The sequence below is a fragment of the Rhodovulum viride genome, assembly GCF_003265965.1.
Classification (GTDB): Bacteria; Pseudomonadota; Alphaproteobacteria; order Rhodobacterales; family Rhodobacteraceae; genus Rhodovulum; species Rhodovulum kholense.
This window is the reverse complement of sequence record NZ_MUAV01000008.1, coordinates 68,862-85,181: the sequence shown is the minus strand read 5'-3', so window position 1 is coordinate 85,181 and position 16,320 is coordinate 68,862. Positions and strand designations below refer to the sequence as shown.

Genomic DNA, 16,320 nt, shown 5'->3' with positions numbered 1-16,320 from the left:
AATACCCATGACGCAAGGCTTGCCACAGACGTGCCGCCGGGGTGTCAGACCACGACGTCCATCGGCGCCTGGGCGCCGACCGAGAACACCCGCTTGTAGCGCTCGATCTCGTCGGCCGGCCCCATCGCCTTGTTCGGGTTGTCGCTGAGCTTGACCGTGGGGCGCCCGTTGGCGCTGACCGCCTTGCAGACCAGGCTGAACGGCGCGAGCCCGTCGCCGGGCACGAGGCCGCGGAAATCGTTGGTCAGCAGCGTGCCCCAGCCGAAGCTGATCTTGGCCCGGCCCGCGAAACGGTGGTGCAGCTCGACGATCTTGTCGACGTCGAGCCCGTCGGAAAAGATGATGAGCTTGCGCGTCGGGTCCTCGCCGCGCGCCGTCCACCAGGCGATGGCGGCCTCGGCGCCTTCGGCCGGGTCGCCGGAATCGATGCGGATGCCGGTCCAGCCCGCCAGCCAGTCGGGGGCGTTTTCCAGGAACCCGCGCGAGCCGAAGGTGTCGGGCAGGATGATCCGCAGGTTGCCGTCATGCTCTTCGTGCCAGTCGGCCAGCACCTTGTAGGGCGCGCGGCGCAGTTCGGCATCGGTTTCGGCCAGCGCGGCCTGCACCATCGGCAGTTCATGGGCGTTGGTGCCGATCGCCTCGATGTCGTGGCGCATCGCGATCAGGCAGTTCGAGGTGCCGGTAAAGCGGGTGCCGAGCCCCTCGATCATCGCCTGCACGCACCAGTCCTGCCACAGGAAGGAATGGCGCCGCCGGGTGCCGAAATCGGCGACCTTCACGTCCTCGAGCCCGCGCAGCCGCTCGATCTTTTCCCAGAGCTTGGTCATGGCGCGCGCATAAAGCACCTGCAGCTCGAACTTGCCGAGCCGTTCCAGCACCGCGCGCGAACGCAGCTCCATCAGCACCGACAGTGCCGGGATTTCCCACATCATGACCTCGGGCCAGCGGCCCTCGAAGGTCAGCTCGTACTGGCCGTTGCGCTTTTCCAGCGTGTAGGGCGGCAGGCGAAGCTCTTCGAACCATTCCATGAATTCGGGGCGGAACATCTGGCGCTTGCCGTAGAAGGTGTTGCCACGGAGCCAGGTCGATTCGCCCCGCGTCAGCCGGAGCGTGCGGATATGGTCCAGCTGCTGGCGCAATTCGCCCTCGTCGATCAGCTCGGCCAGCCGGATATCGGTCGACCGGTTGATCAGCGAGAACCGCACCTTGGTGTCGGGATGGTTGCGGAACACCGACTGGCACATCAGAAGCTTGTAGAAGTCCGTATCCAGCAGGGACCGGACAATCGGGTCGATCTTCCATTTGTGATTGTAGACCCGGGTCGCGATGTCGGCCATCGCTCAGGGCTCCAGGACGATGTTGGCATCCAGCAGCGTAGTGCGCGCATCCTCGAGCGACCCGTTCAGGTCGATCCCGCGGCAGGCGCCTTCCAGCACCGTCACCGCATAGCCCAGCCGGTTGGCGTCGAGCGCCGAATAGAGCACGCAGAAATCGGTGGCGAGCCCGACCAGGGTCACCTTCTCGATCCCCTTGGACGACAGGTAGTCGTCGAGCCCGGTGGGGGTCTCGTGGTCGTTCTCGAAGAAGGCCGAATAGCTGTCGATGGCCGGGTTCGTGCCCTTGCGCACGACGTGATCGGCCTTCGCGACGTCGAGATCGGGATGAAACGCGGCGCCGCCGGTCTCGGCCACGCAATGCACCGGCCAGAGGATCTGCGACCCGTAGGGCATGTCGATCACCTCGTAGGGCTTGCGGCCCTCGTGGTTGTCGGCGAACGAGCCGTGATCGGCCGGATGCCAGTCCTGGGTGAAGACGCGAAGCTGGAACTCGTCGAGCAGGGCGTTGACGCGGGCAATGATCTCTTCGCCGCCCGGCACGGCAAGGGCGCCCCCGGTGCAGAAATCGTTCTGGATGTCGACGACGATCAGGGCTTCGTTGGCGGGTCGCATTGGCCTTCCTCCGGTCACTGTCGATCAGGGGTAAGGGGCTGGTCGGGTCAGGTCAATGCCCCGCTCTTGCCGCAGTCTTTCCGCGCCTCGCGGCGCGCGGCTGCCGCACCGCGCCCCGTTGGCAGCCTAACAGGCCCGTCCCGTGCCTGTCGATGGGGGGCGTCAGGCTGGACGCGGGGCCGCAGGTGGTTAGATCTAATGGAGTGACAACCTTGCGGAGTCCTGCCGATGCTTCATGTCGTGACGCCGTCGACCGTGACCAACCGGGCCGTCATGCGGATCCGGAAAGTGCCGCGCCAGCTGATCGGGCACGGGATGGGGCTGTTGCCCCACGGCTCGTTCGGGCGCGCGATCTTCTGGCGCATGGCGACCGAGATCTCGTTCCTGCGCTATTGCGCCGCGCTGACGCCGTTTCCGGTGGCGATGCTGCTGTTTCCCGAGGCGGCGCTGCCGATCGGGCAGTTTCCGGCCTTCATGTTCCTTGTCGTCTATCTGGTCGAGTCGCGGGTGCTGTCGGTCGACAATGCCGACCGGCGTCACCGGCTGATGCCCGAGGAAGAGGCCGAGCGCGGCGCCGACATCGCCCGGGTCCGGGGGCGCGAGATCCTGACCCGGATCGCCGCCCGACGGGGCATGCGGGCGGGCGATCTGCATCTGGTGATCGAACAGTCCTCGCTGGCGCGGATTCCGCCGATCACGATCGTTTCGTTGCAGACCGCGACGCCCAAGCCGCAGATCCTCGAGATGGACGAGGAGGAACGCCAGCTGATCCGCGACACGCTGTTCGACACCGAGTTCACCGAACAGCGGATGCACATCACCAGCCTCGCGCTGGGCCGCTTCCTGCATGACGTGACGCTGGATGCGCGCAGCGTCTCGGCCCATGCCCGGCTGGAGGCGCTGGCAACCGCCTGACGCATCGCGCGACCTTGCGCATCGGCGCCCCCGCCCGCCGGGCAGGGAGCGCGGAACCGGGCGGTCGGGCCGTCAGGCGTCTAGGCCGAAGCCCCGGCGGCCGACCGCGACATAGGCCTCGAACCCGGCGGCGCGCACATCCTCGGGCGGGTAGATGTTGCGCAGATCGGCCAGGCGCGGCGTCGCCATCGACCGGGCCATCTGGCCGAGGTCGAGCGCGCGGAACTCGTTCCATTCGGTCAGGATCACCAGCGCATCGGCCTCGCGGGCCGCGGCATAGGGGTCCTCGACCCAGTCGACGCCGGGCAGCAGGTGTTCACCCTCGCGCCGGCCCTGCGGATCGACCACGCGGACCTTGGCCCCGCCGCCGACGAGCGCAGGCACGATGGTCAGCGCGGGCGCCTCGCGCATGTCGTCGGTATTGGGCTTGAAGGTCACCCCCAGCACCGCGACGGTCTTGCCGTTGACCGATCCGCCGCAGAGATCGACCAGCTTGTCGATCATCCGCCGCTTGACCCGGTCATTGACCTCGATCACCGTCTCGGTGATGGCGCAGGGCGAGGCATGGTCCTGCCCGATCCGGGCCAGGGCATTGGTATCCTTGGGGAAACACGACCCGCCATAGCCGGGGCCGGCATGCAGGAACTTGTTGCCGATCCGGCCATCGAGCCCCATGCCCTTGGACACGGCCTTGATGTCGGCGCCGACCCGTTCGCACAGCATCGCCATCTCGTTGATGAAGGTGATCTTGGTCGCGAGGAAGGCGTTGGCGGCGTATTTGATCATCTCGGCCGATTCCAGATCGGTGTAGACGATTGGGAATTCGCGCAGGAAAAGCGGCCGGTAGATGTCGGACATCACCGCCCGGGCACGGTCGGACTCGACCCCCACCACGACCCGGTCGGGCCGCATGAAGTCGTCGATGGCCGCGCCCTCGCGCAGGAATTCGGGGTTCGAGGCGACGTCGAACTCGGCCGCCGGATTGGCCTTCGACACGACCTCGGCGACCTGCCGGTTGGTGCCGACGGGGACCGTCGACTTGGTGACGATGACGCAATAGCCGGTCAGCGCCTTGGCGATTTCTTCCGCCGCGGCCATCACGTAGCTTAGATCGGCATGGCCGTCGCCGCGCCGGGTGGGAGTACCCACCGCGATGAAGACGGCATCGGCCCCGGCCACGGCCCCGGCCAGATCGCCGGTAAAGGAAAGCCGTCCCGCCGCGACGTTGCGCGCCATCACCGTCTCGAGCCCGGGCTCATAGATCGGCACCTCGCCCCGCATCAGCATCTCGATCTTGCGGGGGTCCTTGTCGATGCAGACGACCTCGTGCCCGAAATCGGAAAAGCATACCCCGGAGACCAGCCCGACATAGCCCGTTCCCACCATCGCGATCTTCATGCAAAGTCTCCTCGAAACCTGTCACGGAGCCGCATGCGACGGCGCGCGGCGCAAGTCAACCGTGCTTTGCCTGCCGCTCCTGCGGCGGGGTCATGCCTGTGGTCGGCGGGGTACGAAGCGTCCGCCCGGAATTGACAATCCGGTGCCAGACAGGTTTCTGGACCCGGCAGGCGGACAACGTCTGCGGAAGCGCGCATGATATCGACCGACTCTTCGCTGAGCCCCGCTCTTCTGACCCTCGCCATTGGCGCCGCGGGCGCGGCTTTTGCCGCGCTTTTGCACATGCCCGCGCCGTTCCTGACCGGCCCGGCGCTGAGCGTGACGCTGGCCGCGCTGGCCGGCCTGCAGGCCCGGCTTCCCGACCGGTTCCGCGATGCCTGTTTCGTGCTGGTGGGCGTCAATCTCGGGGCCAGCGTCACCCCCGAGGCGATCGACACCGCGATCCGCTGGCCGCTGAGCCTGGTGGTGCTGGCGCTATCGGTGCTGGCGATCATCCTGCTGGGATCGCGCCTGCTGCGGCGCCTGTTCGGCTTCGACCGGATGAGCGCGCTGCTGACCGCGACGCCGGGGCATCTCAGCTTCGTGCTGAGCCTGTCGACCGATGTCCGGGCCGACCTGCTTCAGGTCACGATGATCCAGACGATCCGGGTGCTGGCGCTGACCCTTCTGGTGCCGTTTTTGGCGCCGCTGCTGGGCCATGGCGACCTGCCGGTGCTGCCGCCGCAAGGGGCGCCGCCGATGCCGCTCTGGATCCTGCTGCCGCTTCTGGCGCTGTCGGCCCTGGCGGGGCTTGCGCTGCAGCGGTTCAGGGTTCCGGCGGCGCTGCTGCTGGGTGGGATGGGGCTTTCGGCGCTGGGCCATGCCACCGGCACGATCTCGGGCTCGGTCCCGGCATGGCTGTCAGTGCCGGCCTTCGTGACCATGGGCACCCTGATCGGCACCCGCTTTTCCGGCGTGACGCCAAGCATGCTGTGGAAGGCGCTGGGGGCTGCGAGCCTGCTGACCGTTTTCGCGACGCTGGTCTCGCTGGCGGCGGCGGCGCTGGTGTCCAAGCTGCTGGGCCTGCCGATCCTGAGCGCGCTGATCGCCTTCGCTCCGGGCGGGCTTGAAACGATGATTGCCATGTCTTTGCTGCTGAACGCCGATCCGGCCTATGTGACCACGCATCACGTCTTTCGCCTGCTGATGCTGACGGTCGTGGTGCCGGTGCTGGTCGCGCGGACCCGCAGGGTAATGGCGCGCGAGGCGGCGGCCCGGCCGCCCCGGGACTGACCCCGCGCGTCAGCCCCTATTCCCGTGCCCGCAGCACCCGCGCCGGGCGCGCCGCCAGCGGGCGCCAGGCGAAGACGAGCCCCGCGATCAGCGTGGCGAGCGCGCCGCCGAGGACGATGGCCAGCGCCGAGACCGGCTCGAACCGGTAGCTGCCCTCCATCACGAAGCGCATCACCGCCCAGCCCGCGATCCCGCCCGCGAAAATCGCGACCACGCCCGCCGCCGCGCCCAGCATCGCCGACCGAAGCGCGAAATAGGCCAGGATCTGGCCCCGGACCGCGCCCACGGTCTTCAGCACCGCCGCCTCGAAGATCCGCGTCCGCTGGCCTGCCGCGGCGGCGCCGATCAGCACGATCACCCCGGTCACCAGCGTGGCCGACGCACCATAGGCGATGGCCGCGGCAAGGCCCGCCAGCACCTCGGCCACCCGGTCGATGGCGTCCTTGACCCGGATCGCGGTGATGTTGGGATAGGCCGAGGCCAGATCGCGCAGGATCGCCGCCTCGGCCGAAGGCTCGGCATAGATCGTCGCGATATGGGTATGCGGCGCGCCCTGCACCGCGGCCGGGTCCATCGTCATCACGAAGCCGATGCCCGCGGTCGAGAAATCGACCTCGCGAAAGCTCGTGACCGTTGCAGTGATGTCGCGGCCGAGAATGTTCACGGTGATCTCGTCGCCCAGCTTCAGCCCGATTTCCTCGGCTTCCTCGCGGGCAAAGCTGATCTGCGGCGGCCCGTCATAGTCGGAAGGCCACCAGAGCCCGTCGGTGACCACGGTGTTCGCGGGCGGCTCGGCGGCGTAGGTCACGCCCCGGTCGCCCGTGACCACCCAGTGATCGCCCGCCACCTCGCGCGCGGGGCGGCCGTTGATGCGGGTGATGACGCCGCGCATCATTGGCGCCGTCTCGACCCGGCTGACGCCCGGGTCCCGGTTCAGTCTGTTCAGGAAGCCGTCAAGCTGGTCGGGCTGGATGTCGACGACGAAATAGGAGGGCGCGCGGTCGGGCAGCTCCTGCTGGATCGCGCTGCGCAGGTTCCAGTCGATCTGGCCGACCGCCGCGAGGATCGATAGGCCGAGCCCCAGCGACAGCACCACCGATTGGGTCTCGCCCCCGGGACCCCCGACCGCGCCCATCGCCAGCCGAAGCGCGGTGCGCCCGCGCAAGGCGCGCGCCCGGGCCGAACGCCGGGCGATCAGTTGCAGCGCGGCGGCCGCCAGCACCAGAAGGCCCAGCGCGCCCAGAATGCCCGCCGCCGCCCAGAGTGCCAGCTTCGGCACCCCCGAGAAGACGGCCGCGACCCCGATCAGCAAGAACGCGAGCCCCGCGGTCGCCGCCACGTAGCGCGGCCGGGGCCAGGCCCTGACCCGGCCCGAGGCGTCGCGGAACAGCGCTGCCGCCCGCACCTCTTCGGTCCGGGCCAGCGGCCAGAGCGTGAAGAGAAGCGCCGTCAGCACGCCATAGATGGCGGCCTCGATCAGCGGGCGGGCATGGACGGTGAAATCGGCCGGGACCGGCAGCCGGGGTTCGATCAGCGGCCCCGCCGCCAGCGGCAGTACGGCGCCCAGCGCAAGCCCCAGCCCGATGCCCAGCCCGGCCAGCACCCCGATCTGAATCAGATAGGCGGCAAGGATCGTGCGGCCCTCGGCGCCCAGCGTCTTTAACGTGGCGATGACCTCGGTCTTGCCGTCGATATAGGACCGCACCGCCGCCGAGACGCCGACGCCGCCCACCGCAAGCCCGGCCAGCCCCACCAGCACGAGGAAAGACGCCATCCGGTCGACGAAGCGGGTCATGCCGGGCGCGCCGTTCCGGGCATCGCGCCAGCGCACGCCCCGGTCGGCAAAGCGCGTCTCGGCCTCGCGTTCCAGCGCCGCGATGTCATGGCCGGGCGGCAGTTTCAGCCGGTACTTGACCTCGTAAAGCGTGCCCGGGGCCAACAGCCCCGAGGGCTCCAGAGCCGCCGTGCGCAGGATCAGCCGCGGCCCCAGCCCGAAGCCGTCGCCCGCCCCGTCGGGTTCGCGCGCCAGCACCGCCGACAGCGTGTAGTCGGCGGTTCCCAGCCGTAAGCTGTCGCCCGGCCTCAGCCCCAGCCGGTCGGCCAGCACCCGCTCCATCACCGCGCCATTGCCGGCGATGGCCTGATCCAGCGGCAGCGGCGGGTCGAGCGCGACCGCGCCGTAAAGCGGATAGGCGTCGTCCACGGCCTTGACCTGGGTCAGGCCGCGTTCGGTCTCGCCGTCGCGCGTCACCGCGATCATCGACCGGAAATCGACCACTTCGGACAGCGCGTCCGACACGCCCTCCATCCAGGCGCGTTCCTCCTCCGAGGCAAAGCGGTAGGTCAGCGTCATCTCGGCATCGCCGCCCAGAAGCACCGCGCCCTCGCGCGTCAGCCCGCCTTCGATGCTCTCGCGTACAGACCCGACAGCGGCGATGGCGGCGACGCCGAGCGCGAGGCAGGCGAGAAAGACGTAAAACCCGCGCAGGCCGCCCCGCAACTCGCGCCGGGCGATCCGCGCCGCGACCGGCAGGCTCATTCCGCCGCCCTCCGCGCGGCTTCGCCCGCGATCCGTCCGTCGGCCAGCTCGATTACCCGGTCGCAGCGCGCGGCCAGATCGGGGGCATGGGTCACCAGCACCAGCGTCGCGCCATGGCGGTCGCGGAGCCCGAACAGAAGATCCATGATCGCGGCCCCGTTGGCGCCATCGAGATTGCCCGTCGGCTCGTCGGCCAGCAGCAGATGCGGGCGCGGCGCGGCGGCGCGGGCCAGCGCGACGCGCTGCTGTTCGCCGCCCGACATCTGGCTGGGGTAATGGTCCATCCGGGCGCCAAGCCCGACCGTGCGCAATTCGTCGGCGGCGCGCTCGAAGGCGTCGCGATGCCCGGCCAGTTCCAGCGGCGTCGCCACGTTTTCCAGTGCGGTCATGGTCGGGATCAGGTGGAAAGACTGGAAGACCACGCCCATATGTTCCCTGCGAAACCGGGCAAGCTGGTCCTCGTTCATGGCCGTCAGATCGCGGCCCAGCGCCAGCACGCGGCCCGATGTCGCCCGTTCGAGCCCGCCCATCAGCATGAGGAGAGACGACTTGCCCGACCCAGACGGACCGACCAGCCCCAGCGTCTCGCCCGGCGTCACGTCGAGCGAGATGCCATGCAGGATCTCGACCGGCCCGGCATTGCCGTCGAGCGTCAGCGTGACGTCGCTGAGCGAAAGAATCGGGTCTGCCATCGCGTGCTGCCTCCGTTGCCTGCCTCTCTTTCGATATGGGGCCGCGCGCCGCCCGCTCAAGCTCGCCGCAGCCCTGGTGCTGGCGGGCGGCGCGGCTGCGGCCGAACCGGTGACCATTGCCGCGCTGGGCGACAGCCTGACCCAGGGCTACGGGTTGCCGCAGGAAGAGGGTTTCGTGCCCCAGCTCGAAGCCTGGCTGGACGCGCAGGGGGCCGAGGTCACGGTGCTGAATGCCGGGGTCTCGGGCGACACCACCGCCGGGGGGCTCTCGCGGATCGGCTGGACGCTCACGCCCGAGGTCGACGGACTGATCGTTGCGCTTGGCGGTAACGATTTGTTGCGCGGCATCGACCCGGCCGCCTCGCGCGCCAATCTCGACGCGATCCTGACCCGGGCCGATGCCGCCCATGTGCCGGTCCTGCTGGTCGGGCTCGACGCGCCGGGCAATTACGGGCCCGAGTTCGAGGCGGCCTTCGATGCGATGTATCCCGAACTCGCCAAGGCCCATGACGCGCTCTATTTTCCGAACTTCCTAAAGGGGCTGACCGACCTGCCCGACCGGGACAAGGCGATGGCGCGCTACATGCAGGCCGATGGCATCCACCCCTCGGCCGAAGGCGTCGCGCTGGTCGTCAAGGCGATGGGGCCGAGCGTGCTCGACCTTGTCGCCCGGGCCGAGGCCGCGGCGGGGGGCTGACCCGGCGCAGCCCCTCCGAAGGTCCGGCCCGAAGGCCGGGCCCGAGACAGGGATCTGGCGCCGCAAGGCGCGCCTTTGTGACAGGACGATCACGACAGGATCGCGGCACGTGCGGCGGCGATGCCCCAAGCCTCTGGCCAAGACCGCCCGGCTGGCGTTAGGTGCGTCTCGACAGACGGAGGCACCCTTGGACCCGATCCCGCAGCTTACCGACCTTCTCGGCCCCGCCCATGTGCTGACCGGCGAAGACACCCAGCGCTATGCCCATGACTGGACAGGCAAATACAAGGGCACGCCCCGCGCCGTGCTGCGACCGGCCGACCGCGACCAGCTGGCCGCCGTGGTGACCCTGGCCGCGCGGCACCGCATTCCGGTGGTGCCGGTTGCGGGCAATACCGGGCTGGCGGGCGGCGCCTATGCCGATGGCGCGCTGATGATCTCGGTCGAACGGCTGAACCGGATCCGCGAGATCAATCCGCGCGCCCGGACCGCGACGGTCGAGGCGGGCGTGATCCTGTCGCAGCTGCACGACGCGGCCGCGGCCCAGGACATGGTCTTTCCGCTGACCTTCGGCGCGCGCGGCTCGGCGCGGATCGGCGGGGTGCTGTCGACCAATGCGGGCGGCTCGAACGTGCTGCGTTACGGCACCACCCGGGCGCTTTGCCTCGGGCTCGAGGCGGTGCTGCCCGACGGCCGGGTGATGGACGTCATGAGCCCGCTTTACAAGGACAATACCGGGCTCGACCTCAAGGACCTGATGATCGGGGCCGAGGGCACGCTGGGGATCATCACCGCCGCCGTGGTGCGGCTTTTCCCCAGGCCGCGCGCCTATGCCACGGCGATGGCCGCGGTCGAAAGCCTGCCCGCCGCGCTCGATCTGCTGAACCGGTTGCAGGAAACCACCGGCGGCGCGGTCGAGGCCTTCGAATACATGCCCGGCAACTTCATGCGTCATCTCTTTCGCTGCCGCCGCGAGCTGCGTCCGCCCTTCGCCGAGCCGCACGAGATCAACATCATGGTCGAGATCGGCGCCACCGCGCCGCGCGACGCGACCCCGGGCCCGGACGGCCGCCTGCCGGTCGTGGCGATCCTCGAAGAGGCGCTGGCCGAGGCGATGGAGCGGGGCGAGGTGCTGGACGCGGTCGTCGCCCAGAACGAGGCCCAGCGGGCCGAGATCTGGCACCGGCGCGAATTGTCGGCCGAGATCTGCTTTTCGCGCCAGCCGGTGATCGACAATGACGTGGCCCTGCCGCTCGATCTGGTGGGGACCTTCCTCGACCGGATGGAGGCGCGGCTGCAAGAGATCGACCCCGGCGCCGAAACGGTCAATGTCGGCCATCTGGGCGACGGCAACCTGCATTATACCGTCTGGCCCACGACCGACCGCCCCGAGATGAAGGAGATCATCCGCGAGGCCGTCGAGGACGAGGTCGCGGCGCTCAGGGGCAGTTTCTCGGCCGAACACGGGATCGGGCTTTCGAAGCTTTCGACCATGACCCGCCGCAAGGACCCGGTGGCGCTCGATGTGATGCGCCGGATCAAGGCGGCCATCGACCCGCAGAACATCATGAACCCCGGCAAGCTGATCCCGTCGGGCGAGGACTGATCCTCCGTTTCCCGGACCGGAAGGCCCCGAATACGCAAACGCCCGGCCGAAAAGCCGGGCGTCTGACGATTGGTCCCGATGGCTGCGGGCCCGATCTCTGGGGGCGCGCCCCGGATGGGTCACTCCCAGTCGAAGAAGCCTTCGCCCGCCTGCTCGCGCAGTTTCTTGCCCAGCGCAAAGCCCATCTCGGCCGCGTCCTCGATGGTCGCGCGATCCTCGCCCGCGATCCGTTCGGACCCGTCGGGGCGCAGGATCTCGCCGCGCAGCCACAGGCTGCCACCCTCGTGCAGCGCAAGCCCGCCGATGGGGGTCTCGCAGGACCCGTCCAGCGCGTCGAGGAAGGCGCGTTCGCAGGCCATCATCTCGCCGGTGGCCTTGTCGTGCAGCGCTTCCAGCAGGTGACCGGCCAGCGCGTCGTCCTTGCGCCGCTCGATCCCGATGGCGCCCTGCGCCACGGCGGGCAGCATCTCTTCGGGCTCGATGGTCGATTGCGCGACCTCTTCCAGCCCCAGACGGTTCAGCCCGGCCATGGCGAGGAAGGTCGCCTCGGCCACGCCGTCTTCCAGCTTTTTCAGCCGGGTCTGCACGTTGCCGCGGAATTCGACCACCTTCAGGTCGGGGCGGTAGTTCAGCAGCTGGGCCCGGCGGCGCAGCGACGAGGTGCCGACCACCGCGCCCTCGGCCAGATCCTTCAGCCCCTTGACGCTTTTCGAGATGAAGGCGTCGCGATAGTTCTCGCGCGGCAGGAAGGTGTCCAGCACCAGCCCCTCGGGCTGCTCGACCGCCATGTCCTTGGTCGAATGGACCGCGATGTCGATCTTGCCGCCCAGCATGGCGTCCTCGATCTCCTTGGTGAAGAGACCCTTGCCGCCGATCTCCTTCAGCGCGCGGTCCAGCACCCGGTCAGCGATCGTGTTGATCACCACGATCTCGAAGGCGTCCTCCGGCAGATCGAACGCCTTCATCAGCCGTTCGCGGGTTTCATAAGCCTGAGCCAGCGCGAGCGGCGAGCCGCGCGTGCCGATCTTGAGGGGTGAAGCGGGGGAAGGAAGTGTGATAGCCATGCGCCAAACCTCTAATCGCGTCACGTCGTCCTGACAACTCGGCCTGTCTTGACATGCTGACGCAAGCAGGGGACGACAGGCCGCACACATAAACGGGGACGACGATGGCGGAAACTAAAAAACTGCTGCGGGCACTTTCCGGAGAGACGATGGACGTGCCCCCGGTCTGGCTGATGCGGCAAGCGGGGCGATATCTGCCCGAATACAGGGCCACCCGGGCCGAAGCCGGCGACTTTCTGTCGCTCTGCTACAACTCGGAACTTGCGGCCGAAGTGACGCTGCAGCCGATCCGCCGCTACGGGTTCGACGCCGCCATCCTGTTCGCCGATATCCTGCTGCTGCCCCAGGCGCTGGGCGCCGAGCTGTGGTTCGAGACGGGCGAAGGCCCGCGCATGTCCACGATCACCGGCCCCGAGGGTCTGAAGGCGCTGAAGGGCAAGGACGACATCCACGACCACATGGCCCCGGTCTATGAAACCTGCCGGATCCTGGCGCGCGAGCTGCCCAAGGAAACCACGCTGATCGGCTTCGCGGGCGCCCCTTGGACGGTCGCGACCTACATGATCGCGGGCCGCGGCACCAAGGACCAGGCCCCGGCCCATGCGCTGCGCACCGAGGACGAGGCGACCTTTGCGGCGCTGATCGACCTCTTGACCGACGCGACCATCGAATACCTGTCGAAACAGGTCGAGGCGGGCTGCGAAGTCGTCAAGATCTTCGACAGCTGGGCCGGGTCGCTGAAGGGCGAGGCCTTCGACAAATACGCGATGGAGCCCGCCCGGCGGATCATCGCCGAGATGAAGGCGCGCCATCCGGGCCTGCCCTGCATCGCCTTCCCGCGCGAGGCGGGCGACAAGTATATCGGTTTCGCCAAGGCGACCGGCGCCGATTGCGTCGCTCTCGACAATTCGGTGTCGGCCGAATGGGCCGTCGAGAACGTCCAGAAGGATGGCTGCGTCCAGGGCAACATGGACCCGAAACTGATGGTGACCGGCGGCCAGGCGCTGATCGACGAGACCAGGCGCATCAAGGAAGCCTTCTCGAAAGGGCCGCATATCTTCAATCTCGGCCATGGCATCACCCCCGATGCCGATCCCGAGAATGTGACTGTGATGCTCGAGGCCCTGCGCGCCTAGGGCGCACCCTTCGGGACGGAATCCGGCAAACGCCCGCGCGGATCGCTTCGCGCGGGCGTTTTCCTGCCGAGGCCCGCCTTTTGGTCAGGTTGAAGCCGTCGGTTGCGGTCGCTAGCTATAGTTGAATTTGCCGCATGCCTTGACCGGGGACCCATGGCCCAACCGTCCGAACTCTTTGCCGCGTCCGGCTTTCGCGTCAGGGTCGTCGATGCCCTGATCGTGCTGCTGCGCGAGCGCGGAACCGCGCGGTTCTCGCTTGGCGAGGTGGCCGAGGCCGCAGGGGTTCCCGAGGGCCGGGTGCGGGCCGCCTTTCCCGACCGGGATGCGCTGGTCTCGGAATTGCGGCGGGTCTGTTACGACCGGCTCGCGGCCCGGCTGACCGCCCGCTATTTCGACCCGGACGGGCATCCGCCGACACGCCTGCGCGAGGGCGGCCGCGCCCATCTTGAGTTCGCCCGGACGAACCCCGCGCTTTATCGCCTTCTTTATTGCGATCCGGGCGATGGCGGGATCGCCCATATCATCGATGTCATCGTTCCGCCCGACTCGCTCGAGGCGCTGACCGAGGGCGTGCGGCGCTGTCGTGCGTATCGGGGACGGAGCACCGGCAAGGCGCGCGAGCTTGCCTTTCTGCTCTGGACCACGATCCATGGCGTCGCGGTTCTGGCGCTGGATGCCGATGGCCCGAACCGGTCGGGCGGCAAATGGGACCAGGCCGCGCAGACCCTCGACCTGCTGATCGACCTGATCTGCGCGTCCGGCGACGACTGAAACCCGGCCTCTGGCGCGGGCTCAGGGCCAGCTGGCCAGCGGCGGCATGCTCATCAGTACGGCTTCCGGGTCATGCCCGGTCTCGAGCCCGAAGCGCGTGCCGCGGTCGTAAAGCAGGTTGTATTCGGCATAAAGCCCTCGATGCGCCAGCTGCGCCTCGCGGTCGCGCTCGGTCCAGGCGGTGCCCGCGCGCCGCTCGACCAGCGGCAGGAAGGCCGGTAGGAAGGCGCGGCCGACATCCTGGGTGAAGGCGAAATCCGCCGACCAGTCGCCCGAATTCAGGTCGTCGAAGAAGATGCCGCCGACGCCCCGGACCCGGCCGCGATGCGGCACATAGAAATACTCGTCGGCCCAGGCCTTGAAGCGCGGATAATGGCTGAGGTCGTGCCGGTCGCAATGCGCCTTCAGCACCCCGTGGAAATCGGCCGTGTCCGCGTCGTGGGGCAGGCAGGGATTGAGATCGGTGCCGCCGCCGAACCACCAGTCATGCGGGGTCCAGAACATCCGGGTGTTGAGGTGGACGGCGGGGGTATGCGGATTGCGCATATGGGCCACCAGGCTCAGCCCCGAGGCCCAGAACCGGGGGTCGTCCTTCATCCCCTCAAGCCCCTTGCGCGCGGCCATCGCCGCCTGCGCCCGCGGGTTCAGCGTGCCATAGACGGTCGAGACATTGACGCCCACCTTCTCGAAGATCCGGCCGCCGCGCATCACGCTCATCAAGCCGCCGCCGGCATCAGATCCGTCCTCGGACTGGCGCCGCGTCTCGGTCACGTTGAACCGGCCCGGCGCGAGATCGGCCACCGGCGCCGGGGGCGGGGCCTCTTCCAGCGCCTCGAAGGCGGCCACGATCTCGTCGCGAAGGCTGCGGAACCAGGCCGAGGCCTGCGCCTTTCGGTCGTCGAACATTTCGGTCATCGCGCGGGTCTCCCAGTTTTGTTAACCGGTTATCAGCTTATCCGCGCCCGCGCCACCATGCCGCACGGTTCCGTTGCCCCGCGCCGCGGCGTAGGATAGGCCATCCGACCGGGAGTCCCTCGATGCGAAAGCTAGCCCTCTTGTTGCTTCTGCCGCTTGCCGCCTGCGCCACGCCGCGCCAGTCCTGCGAACGCGCGGCGCTTTACGACCTGCGCGTGCTCGACACGCTGATCCGCGAGTCCGAGCAGACCATCGCGCGCGGATACGGCTATCGCCGCGAACCCTATGAACGCACCCGGTTCGATTTCTGCTATGGGTCGCGTTTCGGGCGCAGCCCGGCGATGGGGTTCACCTTCTGCGACTATCCGGACGTGGGGATCCGCGAGGTGCCGGTGGCGGTCGATCTGGATGCGGAACGGCGCAACCTCGCCGAACTGAAGGCCAAGCGGTCCGAGGCCGCGCGGCGCGCGGCGCGCGCGCTGTCCGCTTGCGATGCCCGCTATCCGGCCAGCGGGACGGTCACCGGCAAGCAATAGGCGAGGCGGCGCGCCGGTCAGTGCGCGGGCGCGGCCACCGGGTCGATCAGGGTGCGCCCGCCATCGACGGCAAGGATCTGGCCGGTCATGAACTGCGCCGCGTCCGCGGACAGGAACTGAACGGTCTCGCTGAGTTCCGAAGCCTTGGCGATGCGCCCGAGGGGCGTGTGGGAGCGGATCTCGTTGCGGTAGTCGGGCTGGTCCTTGAGGATGTTCTGCAGGCTCGCAGACATCACCGAACCGAAGGCCACGCCGTTGACCCGGATCCGGTGCGGCGCCAGCGCCACCGCCATCGAGCGGGTCAGCTGTTCCAGCGCCGCGCAGCTGACCGAATAGGCCAGAAGCTCGCCATGGGTGCGGGTCGCTGCGATCGACGAGATGTTGACGATGGCGCCGGCCTGCCCCTCGGTCTGGCCCGCCTCCTCGGCCTGACGGATCATCCGCCGCGACACGATCTGGCTGAGCCGGAGCGAGGTCATCACGTTCTGCTCCATCATCACGTCGAACCCATCATTGTCTGGGTCCAGCGGATCGGACAGCACCATCTGGCGGCTGGCATTAACCAGGATGTCGATGCGGTCGAAAGCGTCGATGGTGGCCGACAGCAGGTTGGCGATGGTCAGCCGCTCGCGCAGGTCGCCCGCGAAGTAGCGCACCGTGCTTTCGGTCTCGGGATTCTTGCCGCATTCGTCGACCAGCCGCGGCTCGTCCCGGTCGGCGAACATCACGTTCGCGCCGCGGTCGCTGAAATGCCGGGCGATGGCCAGCCCCAGCCCGTTGGCCGCGCCGGTGACGATGGCAGTCTTGCCCTGGATGGAGAAAGACATGGC

15 protein-coding genes are annotated in these 16,320 nt (G+C 68.6%); 7 read left to right on the top strand and 8 right to left on the bottom strand.

Translation table 11 applies throughout. The features are described from left to right. Nucleotides 1-44: 44 nt before the first annotated feature. On the bottom strand, nucleotides 45-1,337 hold the full coding sequence (gene pncB / locus BYZ73_RS08750; protein WP_112315671.1) for a nicotinate phosphoribosyltransferase: 1,293 nt from the start codon (nucleotides 1,335-1,337) through the stop codon (nucleotides 45-47). Between the two features lie 3 nt (nucleotides 1,338-1,340). Next, the gene (gene pncA / locus BYZ73_RS08745) at nucleotides 1,341-1,949 is read right to left on the bottom strand and encodes a bifunctional nicotinamidase/pyrazinamidase (protein ID WP_112315670.1); all 609 of its coding nucleotides are present in this window, start codon (nucleotides 1,947-1,949) and stop codon (nucleotides 1,341-1,343) included. A gap of 228 nt (nucleotides 1,950-2,177) precedes the next feature. On the opposite strand from pncA, the gene BYZ73_RS08740 reads away from it, so the two are divergent. Next, the gene (locus BYZ73_RS08740) at nucleotides 2,178-2,864 is read left to right on the top strand and encodes a hypothetical protein (protein ID WP_112315669.1); all 687 of its coding nucleotides are present in this window, start codon (nucleotides 2,178-2,180) and stop codon (nucleotides 2,862-2,864) included. A gap of 72 nt (nucleotides 2,865-2,936) precedes the next feature. Here the strand turns inward: BYZ73_RS08740 and BYZ73_RS08735 are convergent, their stop codons facing one another. Beyond that, nucleotides 2,937-4,262: a UDP-glucose dehydrogenase family protein gene (locus tag BYZ73_RS08735; protein WP_108027581.1), complete on the bottom strand. Its 1,326-nt coding sequence runs from the start codon at nucleotides 4,260-4,262 to the stop codon at nucleotides 2,937-2,939. A 195-nt stretch (nucleotides 4,263-4,457) separates the two neighbouring features. Here BYZ73_RS08735 and BYZ73_RS08730 point away from each other — a divergent pair, with 195 nt between their 5' ends. After that, complete coding sequence (locus tag BYZ73_RS08730) at nucleotides 4,458-5,534, top strand: AbrB family transcriptional regulator (protein WP_112315668.1); 1,077 nt, start codon at nucleotides 4,458-4,460, stop codon at nucleotides 5,532-5,534. Nucleotides 5,535-5,550: 16 nt separating this feature from the next. Here BYZ73_RS08730 and BYZ73_RS08725 read toward each other — a convergent pair whose 3' ends face one another. Together BYZ73_RS08725 and BYZ73_RS08720 are read right to left on the bottom strand one after the other, a co-directional pair. Then, nucleotides 5,551-8,073, bottom strand: a complete 2,523-nt coding sequence (locus BYZ73_RS08725) for an ABC transporter permease (protein WP_112315667.1) — start codon at nucleotides 8,071-8,073, stop codon at nucleotides 5,551-5,553. Continuing rightward, nucleotides 8,070-8,765: an ABC transporter ATP-binding protein gene (locus BYZ73_RS08720; RefSeq protein WP_112315666.1), complete on the bottom strand. Its 696-nt coding sequence runs from the start codon at nucleotides 8,763-8,765 to the stop codon at nucleotides 8,070-8,072. Before BYZ73_RS08720 ends, BYZ73_RS08725 begins: the two co-directional genes overlap by 4 nt. Nucleotides 8,766-8,841: 76 nt before the next feature. On the opposite strand from BYZ73_RS08720, the gene BYZ73_RS08715 reads away from it, so the two are divergent. Both BYZ73_RS08715 and BYZ73_RS08710 read left to right on the top strand, forming a co-directional pair. Continuing rightward, nucleotides 8,842-9,462 (top strand): arylesterase, encoded by a 621-nt coding sequence (locus tag BYZ73_RS08715; protein ID WP_245943096.1) that lies wholly within the window; start codon nucleotides 8,842-8,844, stop codon nucleotides 9,460-9,462. A gap of 187 nt (nucleotides 9,463-9,649) precedes the next feature. Continuing rightward, nucleotides 9,650-11,068, top strand: coding sequence for an FAD-binding oxidoreductase (locus BYZ73_RS08710; protein ID WP_245943095.1), 1,419 nt, complete (start codon nucleotides 9,650-9,652; stop codon nucleotides 11,066-11,068). A 119-nt stretch (nucleotides 11,069-11,187) separates the two neighbouring features. Here the strand turns inward: BYZ73_RS08710 and hemC are convergent, their stop codons facing one another. Continuing rightward, nucleotides 11,188-12,132, bottom strand: coding sequence for a hydroxymethylbilane synthase (gene hemC, locus BYZ73_RS08705; RefSeq protein ID WP_112315664.1), 945 nt, complete (start codon nucleotides 12,130-12,132; stop codon nucleotides 11,188-11,190). Between the two features lie 104 nt (nucleotides 12,133-12,236). Here hemC and hemE point away from each other — a divergent pair, with 104 nt between their 5' ends. Both hemE and BYZ73_RS08695 read left to right on the top strand, forming a co-directional pair. Next, entirely contained in the window at nucleotides 12,237-13,268 is a 1,032-nt protein-coding gene (gene hemE / locus BYZ73_RS08700; RefSeq protein ID WP_112315663.1) for a uroporphyrinogen decarboxylase, read from the top strand. A 153-nt stretch (nucleotides 13,269-13,421) separates the two neighbouring features. Next, nucleotides 13,422-14,039 (top strand): TetR/AcrR family transcriptional regulator, encoded by a 618-nt coding sequence (locus BYZ73_RS08695; protein WP_112315662.1) that lies wholly within the window; start codon nucleotides 13,422-13,424, stop codon nucleotides 14,037-14,039. Nucleotides 14,040-14,060: 21 nt separating this feature from the next. On the opposite strand, the gene hemF is transcribed toward BYZ73_RS08695, so the two are convergent. Next, nucleotides 14,061-14,945, bottom strand: a complete 885-nt coding sequence (gene hemF / locus BYZ73_RS08690; protein WP_112315732.1) for an oxygen-dependent coproporphyrinogen oxidase — start codon at nucleotides 14,943-14,945, stop codon at nucleotides 14,061-14,063. A gap of 131 nt (nucleotides 14,946-15,076) precedes the next feature. On the opposite strand from hemF, the gene BYZ73_RS08685 reads away from it, so the two are divergent. Then, on the top strand, nucleotides 15,077-15,490 hold the full coding sequence (locus BYZ73_RS08685) for a hypothetical protein (RefSeq protein WP_146176274.1): 414 nt from the start codon (nucleotides 15,077-15,079) through the stop codon (nucleotides 15,488-15,490). A 17-nt stretch (nucleotides 15,491-15,507) separates the two neighbouring features. Here BYZ73_RS08685 and BYZ73_RS08680 read toward each other — a convergent pair whose 3' ends face one another. Beyond that, the gene (locus BYZ73_RS08680; protein ID WP_108027571.1) at nucleotides 15,508-16,317 is read right to left on the bottom strand and encodes an SDR family NAD(P)-dependent oxidoreductase; all 810 of its coding nucleotides are present in this window, start codon (nucleotides 16,315-16,317) and stop codon (nucleotides 15,508-15,510) included. Nucleotides 16,318-16,320 lie beyond the last annotated feature (3 nt).

Excerpts from the sequence above, each read along its gene's own strand:
- hemC (WP_112315664.1), bottom strand. The coding sequence starts at position 12,132 with ATGGCTATCACACTTCCTTCCCCCGCTTCACCCCTCAAGATCGGCACG.
- BYZ73_RS08720 (WP_112315666.1), bottom strand. The coding sequence starts at position 8,765 with ATGGCAGACCCGATTCTTTCGCTCAGCGACGTCACGCTGACGCTCGAC.
- pncB (WP_112315671.1), bottom strand. The coding sequence starts at position 1,337 with ATGGCCGACATCGCGACCCGGGTCTACAATCACAAATGGAAGATCGAC.
- BYZ73_RS08680 (WP_108027571.1), bottom strand. The coding sequence starts at position 16,317 with ATGTCTTTCTCCATCCAGGGCAAGACTGCCATCGTCACCGGCGCGGCC.
- hemF (WP_112315732.1), bottom strand. The coding sequence starts at position 14,945 with ATGTTCGACGACCGAAAGGCGCAGGCCTCGGCCTGGTTCCGCAGCCTT.
- BYZ73_RS08740 (WP_112315669.1), top strand. The coding sequence starts at position 2,178 with ATGCTTCATGTCGTGACGCCGTCGACCGTGACCAACCGGGCCGTCATG.
- BYZ73_RS08695 (WP_112315662.1), top strand. The coding sequence starts at position 13,422 with ATGGCCCAACCGTCCGAACTCTTTGCCGCGTCCGGCTTTCGCGTCAGG.
- BYZ73_RS08725 (WP_112315667.1), bottom strand. The coding sequence starts at position 8,073 with ATGAGCCTGCCGGTCGCGGCGCGGATCGCCCGGCGCGAGTTGCGGGGC.
- BYZ73_RS08685 (WP_146176274.1), top strand. The coding sequence starts at position 15,077 with ATGCGAAAGCTAGCCCTCTTGTTGCTTCTGCCGCTTGCCGCCTGCGCC.
- BYZ73_RS08730 (WP_112315668.1), top strand. The coding sequence starts at position 4,458 with ATGATATCGACCGACTCTTCGCTGAGCCCCGCTCTTCTGACCCTCGCC.
- pncA (WP_112315670.1), bottom strand. The coding sequence starts at position 1,949 with ATGCGACCCGCCAACGAAGCCCTGATCGTCGTCGACATCCAGAACGAT.
- BYZ73_RS08735 (WP_108027581.1), bottom strand. The coding sequence starts at position 4,262 with ATGAAGATCGCGATGGTGGGAACGGGCTATGTCGGGCTGGTCTCCGGG.
- hemE (WP_112315663.1), top strand. The coding sequence starts at position 12,237 with ATGGCGGAAACTAAAAAACTGCTGCGGGCACTTTCCGGAGAGACGATG.